Source organism: Muriicola sp., from assembly GCF_049669965.1.
Classification (GTDB): Bacteria; Bacteroidota; Bacteroidia; order Flavobacteriales; family Flavobacteriaceae; genus Muriicola.
In genome coordinates, this window is the sequence record NZ_JBATLB010000221.1 from 1 (window position 1) to 13,650 (window position 13,650).

15 protein-coding genes are annotated in these 13,650 nt (G+C 42.9%); 13 read left to right on the plus strand and 2 right to left on the minus strand.

Features of this window, described 5'->3' with window-relative positions; all coding sequences use genetic code 11:
• Positions 1–98: 98 nt before the first annotated feature.
• Genes WBM49_RS11485 through WBM49_RS11500 form a run of 4 tightly spaced genes read left to right on the plus strand, consistent with a single transcriptional unit; the run spans position 99 to position 2,932 of the window.
• Positions 99–1,241, plus strand: coding sequence for a P-loop NTPase (locus WBM49_RS11485; protein WP_424372193.1), 1,143 nt, complete (start codon positions 99–101; stop codon positions 1,239–1,241).
• Entirely contained in the window at positions 1,241–1,483 is a 243-nt protein-coding gene (locus WBM49_RS11490; RefSeq protein ID WP_424372194.1) for a NifU family protein, read from the plus strand. Before WBM49_RS11485 ends, WBM49_RS11490 begins: the two co-directional genes overlap by 1 nt.
• A 48-nt stretch (positions 1,484–1,531) precedes the next feature.
• The gene (locus tag WBM49_RS11495) at positions 1,532–2,599 is read left to right on the plus strand and encodes an NAD(P)/FAD-dependent oxidoreductase (RefSeq protein ID WP_424372195.1); all 1,068 of its coding nucleotides are present in this window, start codon (positions 1,532–1,534) and stop codon (positions 2,597–2,599) included.
• A gap of 3 nt (positions 2,600–2,602) precedes the next feature.
• Positions 2,603–2,932: a ferredoxin gene (locus tag WBM49_RS11500; protein WP_424372196.1), complete on the plus strand. Its 330-nt coding sequence runs from the start codon at positions 2,603–2,605 to the stop codon at positions 2,930–2,932.
• Positions 2,933–2,935: 3 nt separating this feature from the next.
• Here the strand turns inward: WBM49_RS11500 and WBM49_RS11505 are convergent, their stop codons facing one another.
• Positions 2,936–4,672: an ABC transporter ATP-binding protein gene (locus WBM49_RS11505; RefSeq protein ID WP_424372197.1), complete on the minus strand. Its 1,737-nt coding sequence runs from the start codon at positions 4,670–4,672 to the stop codon at positions 2,936–2,938.
• A 146-nt stretch (positions 4,673–4,818) separates the two neighbouring features.
• Between WBM49_RS11505 and WBM49_RS11510 the strand changes: the two genes are divergently transcribed.
• The gene (locus WBM49_RS11510; protein ID WP_424372198.1) at positions 4,819–5,028 is read left to right on the plus strand and encodes a PhnA domain-containing protein; all 210 of its coding nucleotides are present in this window, start codon (positions 4,819–4,821) and stop codon (positions 5,026–5,028) included.
• Positions 5,029–5,030: 2 nt separating this feature from the next.
• The gene (locus WBM49_RS11515; protein ID WP_424372199.1) at positions 5,031–7,220 is read left to right on the plus strand and encodes an acylase; all 2,190 of its coding nucleotides are present in this window, start codon (positions 5,031–5,033) and stop codon (positions 7,218–7,220) included.
• 1 nt (position 7,221) lies between these two features.
• On the opposite strand, the gene WBM49_RS11520 is transcribed toward WBM49_RS11515, so the two are convergent.
• Entirely contained in the window at positions 7,222–7,869 is a 648-nt protein-coding gene (locus WBM49_RS11520) for a hypothetical protein (RefSeq protein ID WP_424372200.1), read from the minus strand.
• Positions 7,870–8,200: 331 nt separating this feature from the next.
• On the opposite strand from WBM49_RS11520, the gene WBM49_RS11525 reads away from it, so the two are divergent.
• The 7 genes from WBM49_RS11525 to WBM49_RS11555 are packed head-to-tail and all read left to right on the plus strand — an operon-like array spanning position 8,201 to position 13,645.
• Positions 8,201–8,629: a SoxR reducing system RseC family protein gene (locus tag WBM49_RS11525; protein ID WP_424372201.1), complete on the plus strand. Its 429-nt coding sequence runs from the start codon at positions 8,201–8,203 to the stop codon at positions 8,627–8,629.
• Between the two features lie 6 nt (positions 8,630–8,635).
• The gene (locus tag WBM49_RS11530; protein ID WP_424372202.1) at positions 8,636–9,526 is read left to right on the plus strand and encodes a Fe-S cluster domain-containing protein; all 891 of its coding nucleotides are present in this window, start codon (positions 8,636–8,638) and stop codon (positions 9,524–9,526) included.
• Complete coding sequence (gene rsxC, locus WBM49_RS11535; RefSeq protein ID WP_424372203.1) at positions 9,519–10,847, plus strand: electron transport complex subunit RsxC; 1,329 nt, start codon at positions 9,519–9,521, stop codon at positions 10,845–10,847. The genes WBM49_RS11530 and rsxC overlap by 8 nt, the downstream gene beginning before the upstream one ends.
• 2 nt (positions 10,848–10,849) lie before the next feature.
• On the plus strand, positions 10,850–11,860 hold the full coding sequence (locus tag WBM49_RS11540) for an RnfABCDGE type electron transport complex subunit D (protein ID WP_424372204.1): 1,011 nt from the start codon (positions 10,850–10,852) through the stop codon (positions 11,858–11,860).
• Between the two features lie 2 nt (positions 11,861–11,862).
• A complete protein-coding gene (locus tag WBM49_RS11545; protein ID WP_424372205.1) occupies positions 11,863–12,459 on the plus strand; it encodes an RnfABCDGE type electron transport complex subunit G in 597 nt (198 codons plus the stop codon).
• 3 nt (positions 12,460–12,462) lie between these two features.
• Positions 12,463–13,068, plus strand: a complete 606-nt coding sequence (locus WBM49_RS11550; RefSeq protein ID WP_424372206.1) for an RnfABCDGE type electron transport complex subunit E — start codon at positions 12,463–12,465, stop codon at positions 13,066–13,068.
• A 1-nt stretch (position 13,069) separates the two neighbouring features.
• Complete coding sequence (locus WBM49_RS11555; RefSeq protein ID WP_424372207.1) at positions 13,070–13,645, plus strand: electron transport complex protein RnfA; 576 nt, start codon at positions 13,070–13,072, stop codon at positions 13,643–13,645.
• The last annotated feature ends 5 nt before the right edge of the window (positions 13,646–13,650 follow it).

Below are 13,650 nucleotides of genomic sequence, written 5' to 3' on the forward strand. Positions count from 1 at the left end.
CCCATAAGTCATTTCCATTTAGTTCTTTCCAATTCTCGGGGCTAAGCACTATCTTTGTTGTTTAGAATCATTTTACATTAAACACTGCTCTTACCAAGATGAAATTAGATAAAAATGAAATATTAAAAGCCTTGCAGACCATATCGGTGCCGGGAGAAGGCCAGAATATGGTAGAAAGTGGCGCTGTAAAGAATATTCAGATCTTTGGAGATGAGGTAGTGGTAGACATTATTATTAAGAACCCCAGCCTTCAGGCTCGCAAGAAAACGGAGGTTTCAATCTTACAGACTATTCACAGACAAGTTTATGAAAAGGCCAAAATAACCGTGAATTTAACGGTAGAGGCGCCTGCCCAACCCAAAGTGAACGAGATCAAAGGGAAGGCGATTCCAGGTATTCAAAATATCATTGCGGTCGCATCTGGTAAGGGGGGTGTGGGGAAGTCTACAGTAACGGCAAATCTTGCAATAACCCTGGCTAAAATGGGCTTTAAGGTAGGGATCCTGGATGCAGATATCTATGGGCCGTCTATCCCGATCATGTTTGATGTTGCCAACCAAAAACCGCTAGCGGTTGAAGTAGACGGAAAATCTAAAATGAAACCTATAGAGAACTATGGGGTAAAGATCTTGTCTATTGGCTTTTTTACCCAGCCAAATCAGGCGGTTATTTGGCGTGGTCCTATGGCAGCCAAGGCATTAAATCAAATGATCTTTGACGCACATTGGGGAGAACTCGATTTTCTTTTGATAGACCTTCCTCCCGGTACAGGAGACATTCACCTTAGTATTATGCAGGCATTACCTGTGACTGGTGCGGTTGTGGTAAGCACCCCCCAGGAAATTGCCCTGGCGGATGCGAGAAAAGGGGTTGCCATGTTCCAACAAGAAGCTATAAATGTGCCTGTTCTCGGGATCGTTGAAAATATGGCCTACTTTACCCCTGCTGAACTTCCGGATCACAGATATTATATTTTTGGGAAAGAAGGGGCTAAGCATTTGGCCGAGGATATGGAAGTTCCATTTTTAGGCGAGTTACCCTTGGTTCAAAGTATTAGGGAAGCCAGTGATGCAGGAAGACCTGCGGCGCTTCAATCATCAACTCCTATTGAAGCTTCCTTTGAACAGATCACCAGGAATACCGTTCAAGAACTTGTTCGTAGAAATACAGGCTTGCCTCCTACAGAGGCAATTAAGATAACAACAATGGCAGGATGTGCTGCCGTTAAAAAGAAAGGATAATGACTCCTGATGAATTAAAAATTAATGTTGAAAAAGCCCTGGATGAGATTCGTCCGTTTTTGCAAAGTGATGGTGGTGATATTTCACTGGTTTCTATTGAAGGCGGTACCCTGGTAAAGGTTCGTTTGGAAGGAAATTGTGTGGGTTGTACCGTAAACCAAATGACCTTGAAAAGTGGTGTGGAAATGACGATTAAGAAATATGTGCCTCAAATAGAACAGGTTATTAATATGGTCAATTAATATGTTGTTCCACTTCCTTCCCTTTTGCTGATTTAAGTATTTACAATCATGATTAAAACAGATATACTCATAATAGGAGCAGGTCCCACTGGCTTATTTGCCGTTTTTGAAGCGGGATTATTACAGCTTAAATGCCATATAATTGACACCCTCCCGCAGCCTGGCGGTCAATGTGCGGAATTATATCCTAAAAAACCCATTTATGATATTCCGGGTTTCCCTGAGATCTTGGCAGGAGAGCTTGTGGACAATCTAATGGAGCAAATAAAACCATTTCAACCGGGTTTTACGTTGGGAGAGCAGGCTACCACTATTGAACAGAAAGAAGATGGGACATTTGTGGTTACCACCAATCTCGGTACGCAGCATCAAGCCCCTGTAGTGGCTATTGCCGGGGGCTTAGGTAGTTTTGAGCCACGAAAACCCCTGTTGGCGAACCTTGCAGGTTTTGAAGACAAGGGGGTAGAATACATGATCAAAGACCCTGAGAAGTATTGTGGGAAGCGGGTTTTGTTAGCCGGTGGAGGCGATTCTGCGCTCGACTGGACCATCTTTCTGGCGGAAATAGCGAAGGAGGTGACACTGGTTCACAGGAGAAATGAATTTCGGGGAGCCTTAGACTCAGTGGAAAAAGTTCAGGCACTTAAAGACAAAGGAAAAGTTAGACTGATTACTCCGGCTGAGATCGTGGAAATAGGAGGGAAAGATCGTCTTGAATGGGCTGTGGTAAGAAGAAGCATAGACAAGGACAGCACTGAAGATTTCAGACTGAATCTGGATCACTTTATTCCTCTTTTCGGTCTATCTCCTAAATTAGGACCTATAGCCAACTGGGGATTGGAAATTGAAAGAAATGCCATTAAGGTAGACAATACCCTGGATTATCAGACCTGTATTCCCGGGATCTATGCAATAGGGGATGTGAATACGTATCCCGGTAAATTAAAATTGATCTTGTGTGGTTTCCATGAAGCCACCCTCATGTGTCATAGTGCTTATCAACGGATCCATCCTAATAAAAAGTACGTATTAAAGTACACCACTGTTGGAGGTGTTCAGGGTTTTGATGGCTCTTCAAAAGAAGCACCCAAAGCCGTCGTTAAAGCGATTGTTTAGTATATGAGCGATATCAGCATCACCATTACGGATAGGACAGGAAAGATTCATGATGTTACCGCTCCAACAGACATGAACATGAATTTGATGGAGCTTATACGCTCATATGAGCTGGCCCCCGAGGGAACGATTGGTGTTTGTGGCGGAATGGCCATGTGCGCTTCCTGTCAGATCTATATTACTTCGCCACACCAACTGCCGGAAAAAACTGATGAGGAAGAAGCCATGCTTTCTGAGGCGTTCTATGTTGAAGAACATAGTAGATTAGGTTGCCAAATAAATTTGGAAGGAGACCTGAACGAACTTAGAGTTACTATTGCCCCAGAGGGGTAAAGCTTAAATCCTTGCCTGATAGGTAAATAAGTTAAAGTAGCGCCCCTCTTTGGCAATAAGCTCATCATGGGTGCCAGTTTCTGCAATAAGACCATCTTCAATGACCAGTATCTGGTCTGCTTTTCTGATAGTACTAAGCCTATGGGCAATCACAAAGGTGGTCCTGCCTTTGGTCAAAGCTGCCAAACTCTGCTGAATTAAGCCCTCACTTTCGGTATCCAGGTTAGAAGTAGCTTCGTCTAGAATGAGTACCCGTGGATCTGCCAATATTGCTCTTGCAATGGCAATTCGCTGTCGTTGCCCGCCAGATAGTTTAATACCTCTTTCCCCTATGAGGGTATCTAAACCTTCTTCAAAACGATCCGTAAATTCATTTACATAAGCGGCTTTTACTGCTTCCAATAGTTGTTCCTCCGTGGCATTAGGCCTGGGGAAGAGTATGTTCTCCCGAATGGTACCTTCAAAAAGGAAATCGTCTTGCAATACCACACCGAGATGTTTTCTATAACTACCTAAAGAAACTTTGGACAAATCGTTTCCATCTACGGTGATGACACCCGAATCTGGATTCAAAAAACTGGCTGCCAAACCTGCGATGGTACTTTTTCCCGAGCCGGAGCTGCCAACAAGCGCAACTACGGAGCCCGAAGGAACGGAAAAGGTAATATTATGAAGAACTTCTTTTTCTTCCTCATAGGCAAAGGAAACATCCTTGAATTCTATATCGCCTTTAATCTTTTCAATTGTAATAGTGCGCTCTTCAGGATTTTCTTCTTCCGTCATATTCATCAGCTCTTCCGTTCTGTCCAGCCCGGCCAATGCTTCACTTAGTTGGCTGCCAATATTACTCATTTGCACTATGGGAGCTACCATAAGTCCGAGTAAGAAGGTGAATTCTAAAAACTCCCCCAGGGTAAGTTGGTCATTCATAATTTTGTAACCCCCTATGCCCATGATTCCAGTGGTGGCCACCCCTAACAGGAAGGTAGAAGAACTGGTCATAACGGCTGTTGCTGTCAAACTTTTCTTCACATTTTGGTAAAGTCGATAAACACCCTCTTTAAAGACATCGTGTTCCTGCACTTCTGCATTAAAACCTTTAATGACCCTTATGCCTCCCAAGGTTTCTGTAAGTCGGCCCGTTACTTCCGCATTGATCTTTCCCCGGGTTCGAAAAATTGGACGAATGATCTTAAAGGCTTTAAGGGCAACAATTGCAAATATAGCCAGAGGGATAAGTGTAAAAAGGGTCATAGTAACGCTGATGTTCAGCAAAAGTATCAGGGCTACTATAGCTGTAATAGTCCCTCCAACCAATTGTACCAAACCAGTACCTATAAGATTTCTCACACCTTCAACATCGGTCATGATCCTGGATACCAATTCGCCAGATTTTGTATTATCAAAGAAGCGTATAGGGAGGGCAAGGATCTTATGTTGTACCTGGGCGCGTAGTTCAGAGATCATATACTGTGCCTGTACGCTTAATATTTTCGTTAATAGAAAGGAGGTGATTGCCTGTACCATTATGGCAAGGATTACGATCCCAATAAGGAGCTTTAAAAAGGGTAAATCCTTATTTGGGATAATATCGTCCATTAAATATTTCAAGGACATAGGAGCCACAAAACTGGCAGCCTTACTGATAACAATTAAAATGAGACCTATGAAAACAAGATTGCGCCTTGGCCAAATAATGGTCTTGAATGCTTTGAGGATGCTAACTTTTTTATCAGCCATAAATAAAATAATGAAAATTAGTAGAAGGCCCCCAAGTTACACATAAATCTAGCGTATTCTGTACATCATATCCGAAGTAAATATTTGTCCTAAATTAGTAATTCATCAAGAAGACTGGTAAATTCACTCCGCAATAAAAAATTGATATGGAAACCTTGGACAGCAATGGGAATATACTCGAAGACGGAGACAATGTACATGTAACAAAAGATCTTAAAGTGAAAGGGATGCAGAAAACTTTAAAGAGAGGTGACCTGATCAAGAATATCCGACTTGGTTCAGATTCTCAGTTGGTAGAATGCAGAATAGGTAAAAGCACTATAGTTCTTAAAACTCAATTCTTAAAAAAAGCATAGTTATGAGGCACTTTTATATTTTTCTCGCGATTATATGTATAGTCTCCTGTAAGTCTAATGGTAATTCTTCCGAGCTAGAGAAATGGGAAGAATACGCCGGGAATACAACCATTATCAGGGATGACTTTGGCGTGCCGCATATTTATGGAAAAACAGATGCAGATGCTGTTTTCGGATTGTTATTTGCGCAATGCGAAGATGATTTTAACAGGGTGGAACAAAACTACATCTGGGCCACAGGCCGCCTGGCTGAGGTGGATGGAGAGGAAGCAATTTACAGCGACCTTAGGGCACAGCTGTTTATGACCCAGGAAGAGGCGATCGCCAACTACGAACAAAGTCCTGAATGGTTACGGGAATTATGCGATGCCTTTGCTGCAGGGATAAATTACTATTTACATACCCATCCGGAGGTTACACCCAAATTATTTGCAAGGTTTGAACCCTGGATGCCCATGTATTTTAGTGAAGGCTCTATAGGAGGTGATATTGAGCGGATCAGTACTGGCAAATTAAAGGCAATGTATGAAAAGGGGATCTCTTTTACCGAAAGCGTTGAATTGGAATTAGAACGCAAGGAAGCGGAAGTTGAACCTCAGGGATCTAACGGGATAGCTATTTCCGGAGAACTTACACAGTCTGGTAATGCGATGCTCTTAATTAATCCTCATACGTCCTTTTATTTTAGGGGGGAGGTCCATATGGTCAGTGAAGAAGGTTTAAATGCCTATGGGGCAGTAACCTGGGGGCAGTTCTTTATCTACCAGGGGTTTAATGAAAAAACAGGCTGGATGCATACCTCAACGTATACAGATGTTATGGATGAATTTATTGAAACCGTGATAGAGCAGGACGGGCAGCTGTTGTATCAATACGGAGAAGAACTACGACCAGTGACCGTTTCTGAAATTACATTAAAGTATAAAGACGGAGACCAAGTGAAAGAAAAGACCTTTCCTACATACAGTACCCATCACGGGCCTGTTACCCATATGGAAGGAGAACGGGTAGTAGCTTCGGCCATGATGTGGGAACCTGTCAAAGCCCTGGAACAATCATATATACGTTCCAAACAGCAAGGGTACGAAGGTTTTAGGAAGATGATGGATATCCGCACTAATTCTTCTAATAATACGGTGTATGCCGATGCGGAAGGGAACATTGCCTATTTCCACGGGAATTTTATCCCCGTGCGCGATACGCTCTATGATTACTCGCAGCCTGTGGAAGGCAATGATCCCAACACAGATTGGCAAGGTTTGCACTCAGTAGATGAGAATATCCTGGTCCTGAATCCCCCCAATGGCTGGATACAGAATTGTAATTCTACGCCCTATACGGCTGCCCTGGAACACAGTCCTAAAAAGGAGAATTATCCTAACTATATGTCTATTGATCGTGAAAATTTCCGAGGGATCCACGCGATAGAGCTTTTGAGGAAACGAAAAGGATATACCCTGGATAGCCTCATAAAACTGGCATATGACCCCTATTTGCCAGCCTTTGAAGCCCTTATTCCAGACTTAATTTCGGCTGCAAACAGGGCTGGTAATCAGGACAATGAAATAAAAGAAGCAATTGAAGTGCTTACAGATTGGGATTTCAAGACATCGGAGGAATCAGTGGCGATGACTTTAGCTCATTATTATGGAACTGCAGCCTTACGTTGGGCTATGACTGGAAAGATGGAAAAAAGACCAAGTGAATTGGAAGCATTAAGTAATCCCAGTGTTTACATTTCTGATGAATCCATGCTAAGCCTATTCTCAATGGTTATTACTAATTTAAATACTGATTTCGGAACCTGGAAGTTGCCTTGGGGCGAGGTAAACCGATACCAGCGATTAAACGGAGATATCCGTCAACCCTTTGACGATTCCAAACCAAGCATTCCAATTGGCTTTGCCTCTGGCAGGTGGGGTGCCTTGGCGGCCTACGGAGCCAGATATACCAATGATACCAAAAAGCTTTATGGTACTCGTGGAAATAGTTTTGTGGCGGTGGTAGAATTCGGAGAAAAAGTAAAGGCGAAAAGTATCCTTGCTGGTGGGCAGAGCGGTGATCCCTCGTCCCCTCATTTTGATGACCAGGCACTGCCTTATGCCAAGGTGCAATTTAAAGATGTGCCATTTTACAAAGAGGATGTTTTAAAAAGGGCAGAAGAAACCTATAAGCCTGGAAAACGAAAATAGTCTACTCTTTTACAATAATAAGGGAGGCTTTAGACCCTGTAGATAACAACCATTTGTTGGAGTAGATCAGTTTCCCCATATCGTCATAGACATCTACCTGAGCCGTATTAGGCCCGGAGGTCCCTTGGTTTAACGCTTCAAAATCCAGACGGTTAAAACCCTTATCAAGTGTAAGGTTTACCCCTTTAAAGCTACCTGTAAGTAATATGTTAGGATCTATAACTTCCTCGTTGGCATAGATCTTTACTCTGTCTCCGTCTACATATTCATGATCTCGGCAAACTATTCCAACAAATTTAGAAGTAGTTTTAATATCACCTAAATACATATCACCATAATGCTCCTTGCTATTCCCTTTTTCGCGCTCCCCAACTTTAGGATCAATTTTCATATCATAGCCCGCTTGCCTCAATTCCCTATCTGGAAGCATTTTGATATTGGGAGTCATTAGAGAGTCTTTAAGGTTTGGGGTTTTACTTATATCAATCACCGATGGCATCCTAAGTCCGTTATTTTGGATAGGATTGGCTTTCATATCAAGGTTCGGCTTTGGTCCTATCTTTAAAGGCTGTGTTTTCGGAATATCGGTTTGCGACATTCCGATCGCAATAAAACCTAGCATAAAAAAAAGGCTAACAAAGGCTTTCATAGCAACACTTAGTTTTGGTTAAAGGTAGCAAATACCCTGCCATGAGGACTTAAATCACTGTTAAATTCGATAAATGCTTCCCTTGCAAGTACTCCAAGTGGCAAAGGCCTATGGCCCTTTTTATGCCTTTTTCATAGGTATACGATATACGTTCACGGTATTTTCTGAGACATTCGGAATACATCAGACAGACTTTTTGTTGGTAGTTTACCAATCTCACCAGTAATCTGTAAGACTGATATATATCATAAAATTACTTGATCTATTGTATTAGATTTACCTGTACAATTATTCCATTTCACAACAATTGTACAGGTAAATAGCAAGTGTCATGCAAGGACAGCCAAAGGAAAATAGTGTATTTATCCATTCGGGTGTGGTTTCGCATATAGACGGTAAATCTGTCATTGTTTCCCTTGACAAGAACGTTCATTGTGAATCCTGCAGCGCTAAAGGGGCTTGCGGAGTTTCAGATTCTGCTTCTAAGGAAGTAGAAATCTTTGATTCTAACGGTACATTTAAGCTCAATGATCCGGTGCAGGTGACCTTAAAAAAGAATTTGGGTCAAAAAGCTGTCTTTTGGGCGTACATTTTTCCCTTTATCCTCATGATTTCGGCCTTATTGACCGCTTCCTTCTTTGTTGCAGAGTGGATGGCTGGTCTTCTATCGCTCTTTGTTCTTATACCCTATTATGCAACCTTATACGCACAAAAAAATTATTTTCAGAAAACCTTCAGAATTTCGATTCTGAGAATTTAATCAGATATGGCAGACTCAATTCTTAACAGTGCAGTTTTACTGGCCATTTTAGGGTTAATTGCCGCCTTGGTGCTGTATTTGGTTTCCAAGAAGTTTTATGTTTATGAAGATCCTTTGATCGCTGAGGTGGAGGGACTTTTACCTGCTGCCAATTGTGCGGGCTGTGGTTTTCCGGGCTGCAGGTCTTTTGCTGAAAAGTTAGTAAGCTCTGATGATATATCCGATTTGTTCTGTCCCGTTGGAGGGAATGATATTATGAAATTGGTATCGGAAACCTTGGGAAAAGAGGTCGCAGAGCAGGATCCTACTGTTGCCGTTGTACGTTGCCAGGGTAGTTGCGACGTGCGGCCAAAGACCTCAGAATACCAGGGGCCTAAATCTTGTGCTATTTCAGCTTTGATCTACAGTGGAGAAACGGATTGTCAATACGGGTGTCTGGGAGATGGGGATTGTGTTGCCGTCTGCAAGTTTGACGCGATGTACATGGATGAAGAGACAGGTTTACCAGTGGTTATTACTGATAAGTGTACCTCATGTGGTATGTGCGTAGACGCCTGTCCCAGAGATATTATCGAAATGCACCCTAAGCATAAAAGAGATCTTAAAATCTTTGTAGGTTGTCTGAATGAGGAGAAGGCGGGTATTGCCAAAAGAGCTTGCTCAGTGGCATGTATAGGCTGCTCCAAGTGTTTAGATGTTTGTCCTAAAGATGCTATTACCATAGAGAACAACCTGGCCTATATCGACCCGGCATATTGCACACTATGCAGAAAATGTGTTCCAGTGTGCCCAACCCATTCCATTATCGAAACTAATTTTCCACCACGGAAGGAAAAGAAAGTGGATGATGGGGTTAAAGTTAAAGTCGAATCGATAAAGCCTCAAAACGATGCTTAAGACATTTCCAAAAGGAGGCATACACCCCCCGGAGAATAAATTGACATCGTCAACACCCATCAAAAGGCTACCAACGCCTAAGGTAGTGTATGTTCCGATATCACAGCATATTGGCATCCCTGCAGAAATAGTAGTAGAGGTAAAGCAAAAGGTAGAGATTGGGCAGGTAATTGCCAAATCAGGCGGTTTTGTTTCATCCAATATTCATGCCCCTTTAGCCGGTACGGTTACTAAACTGGATATGATTGTGGATACCAAAGGTTACAAGAAGCAGTGTATCGTGATCAGAACCGATGATAAAAATGAATCGAATTTTCAGGAAGTGGAATTTCCACTCAAGGAGGACATCACTATTGAACCGGAAGAGATCCTGAAACGCATTTCAGACTATGGTATAGTTGGACTGGGAGGGGCAACCTTTCCATCACATGTGAAGTTGCAGGTCAAAAATGATACACGCATAGATTGCCTGATAATCAATGGGGTGGAGTGTGAACCATATTTGACGTCAGACCATCGGTTAATGCTCGAAAAGGCGGAAGAGATCCTGGTCGGTATCCGGATCCTGATGCATGCCTTGCATGTGAAAAGGGCTATTATTGGAATTGAAAACAATAAGAAAGATGCCATTGACATATTCAAAAAACTTACTAACGGAAAATCCGGGATCCAGATTGCGGCTCTACAGGTCAAATACCCTCAAGGTGGGGAAAAACAGTTGGTCAGGGCAATTCTGAAAAGAGAAGTCCCTAAAAACGGACTGCCCCTTGATGTAGGTGTGGTGGTTCACAATGTAGGTACTGTTTTTGCTATCTACCAGGCTGTTCAACACAACAGACCCCTATTGGAAAGGGTCGTCACAGTGACCGGAAAAAAATTGCAAAATCCGTCGAACTTCTGGGTTAAGATCGGAACTCCTATCAGCAACCTGATTGATGCGGTTGGGGGTGTGCCGGAAGACACCCGAAAAATCGTTAGTGGTGGTCCCATGATGGGAAAGGCCCTAAAAAATACTGATGTGCCCGTTACCAAAGGCACTTCGGGAATTTTGGTCATTTCAGAAGATGAAGCCAGTAGAGGAGAACCAAAAAATTGTATCCGATGCGGGGAATGCGTTGACGTATGCCCTATGGGTCTTGAACCTCATTTATTGATGAACTTGTCCGAAAAGGGCATGTATGAGAAAGCCCTTCAGGAAGATATTCTCACCTGTATAGAATGCGGTTCGTGTAGTTATGTTTGTCCTTCTCATCGCCCACTACTAGATTATATCAGATTTGGTAAATCGATAGGAAAGCAACTCCATTCTAAAAAAGCCTAGCTATGAATGGTCAGACCATTATCGTTTCAGCCTCACCTCACGTGCATTCGGATAGAACTTCTCAAAAACTGATGTACGATGTTGTCATTGCCCTGATTCCGGTATTTCTCGTCTCACTATACGTCTTTGGGATCAATGCGCTGATCGCTACCCTAGTAGCGGTTATTTCCTGTGTGTTGTTCGAGTATCTCATCCAAAGACACCTTTTAAAAACAAATGTTACCATAACCGATGGTTCTGCTTTGATCACAGGGATCTTGTTGGCTTTTAACCTGCCTGCGGGAATACCGGTGTGGATGATCGTTGCGGGAAGTTTAGTGGCCATAGGTATCGCTAAACTTTCCTTCGGGGGACTTGGGTTCAATATATTCAACCCGGCCCTGGTGGGCAGGGTATTTTTGCTCGTGTCTTTTCCTGTGGAGATGACTCTATGGCCTTCGGCCGTCGAAAACAATACAACCCTGGTAGACGCAGTTACGGGGGCTACTACTCTGGGTCTTATTAAAGAAGGACTTCAGTTTGGAGAGACCATGACCGTCATCAGTACACAGATACCCTCTACCTCGGATATGTTTTTGGGGATAACGGCAGGTTCCATAGGCGAAATATCTGCAATTGCACTTATTGTTGGCGGAGGATTTCTCCTTATTAGAAAAGTGATTTCCTGGCATATTCCCATTACAGTATTAGCTACCATAGCAGTAATGACCGGCGTCTTTTGGGTAATTAACCCTGAGATTTACGCCAATCCACTGATTCATGTGCTTTCTGGTGGGGCCGTCTTGGGTGCATTCTTTATGGCCACAGATTTGGTGACCAGCCCGGTAACCAAAAAGGGGATGGTGGTTTTTGCTATAGGTATTGGAATTATAACCGTGGTAATACGTTTATGGGGATCTTATCCTGAAGGGATCTCTTTTGCCATCCTGATCATGAATGCTTTTGTTCCTCTTATCAACAGCTATTTTAAACCCAGAAGGTTTGGGTCAAAGATCAAAGCTAAAATCATATGATCGTGAAAAAAAAAGAATCAACATTAGTGAATATGGTGGTTGTTCTTTTCTTGATCACCTTAACAGCAGGTCTGTCCCTGGGATATGTAAATGAAATTACTCTGGAACCAAAAGGGAGGGCGAGGCTGGCTAAAAAAATGAAGGCCCTTAATTTAGTGTTGCCTCTGTATGACAATAACCCGATGGCAGATGGGTTTAAAGTTAAAGTAGAAGCTGTTATGGACAGTATTGAATTTTATCCGGCTTCTAAGGACAGTGTTCTTGTTGGGGCCGCGGTAACGGGGTCTTCAGAGAAAGGATACAACGGATTGGTAAAGCTTATTGTAGGATTTGAGCCAGACGGAAAAATCAAAAACATCACTGTCTTGGAACAAAAGGAAACTCCGGGTTTGGGCACCAAAATGAAGGGGGAAAAGTTTTTAAGGCAGTTTCGAGGGAAGAACCCTGCCAGCTTTGACCTCAGGGTAAAGAAAGATGGAGGTGATGTAGATGCCCTTGCCGGGGCTACGATAAGTACACGGGCCTTTTCTGAAGCTACACGGCAAGCTTATGAGGTGTATTTAGTATATGGTGAAATAGAAATGAATTCAGATAATTAAAATATGGCTAAACCCTTAGACTATAGACAAAACTTTTTAAAGGGTATCATAAAAGAAAATCCGGTCTTTGTGATGCTGCTTGGAATGTGCCCCACCCTTGGGGTAACTTCGTCGGCTTTTAATGGGCTGGGCATGGGCCTGGCCACCTTATTTGTTTTGTTGATGTCCAATATCGTAGTCTCCCTGATCAAATCACAGATCCCGAACAAGGTTCGTATCCCGGCATTCATCGTAATCATTGCCTCGTTTGTGACCGTGGTGGAAATGGTATTGGAAGCCTATATCCCATTTTTGTACGAGCAATTGGGGATTTTTATTCCCCTGATCGTGGTGAACTGTTTGATCCTGGGAAGGGCCGAGGCCTTTGCCTCAAAAAATGATCTGGCAGCCTCGGTAATTGATGCCCTAGGGATGGGATTGGGATTTGTCGTTGCCCTTACGGCCTTAGGCGCTACGCGAGAGATTCTCGGCAATGGTAGTATTTTCGATTTTAGATTTATCTCGGAGGATACCAATACATTTATCCTGTTTATTCTCCCCCCTGGGGCCTTTATCGCCCTGGCTTACCTTGCTGTACTATTTAACAAAATAACTCATAAAGTCGCATAGTATGGAATATTTCGTCATCCTAATCAGCGCTGTCTTTGTTAACAACATAGTATTGTCCCAGTTTTTGGGAATTTGCCCATTCCTTGGGGTTTCAAACAAAGTCTCTACCTCTGTGGGGATGTCCGGAGCGGTTATGTTTGTGATGACCATAGCTACTACTGTAACGTATTTATTGCATCAATATGTGCTGGTACCCGCCGGCTTGTATTATTTGCGTACAATCACTTTTATTTTGGTCATTGCTGCCCTTGTGCAAATGGTAGAGATCATATTAAAAAAAGTTAGTCCTCCATTATATCAGGCTTTAGGGGTATTTCTCCCCTTGATTACTACGAATTGTGCGGTTTTGGGCGTCGCCATCCTTGCTTTGGGGATGGAAGATAGTACTTTACTGAAGGCCGTATTCTTCGCCTTTTCTAGCTCCATTGGTTTTGGGCTGGCCCTGATAGTTTTCGCAAGCATACGGGAGTATCTCGAACTTGCGGACATCCCAGAGGGCATGAAGGGGGTACCCATAAATTTGTTGGTGGCCGGACTATTATCCCTGGCTTTTTTAGGATTTGCAGGCTTGGTTTAATCAGA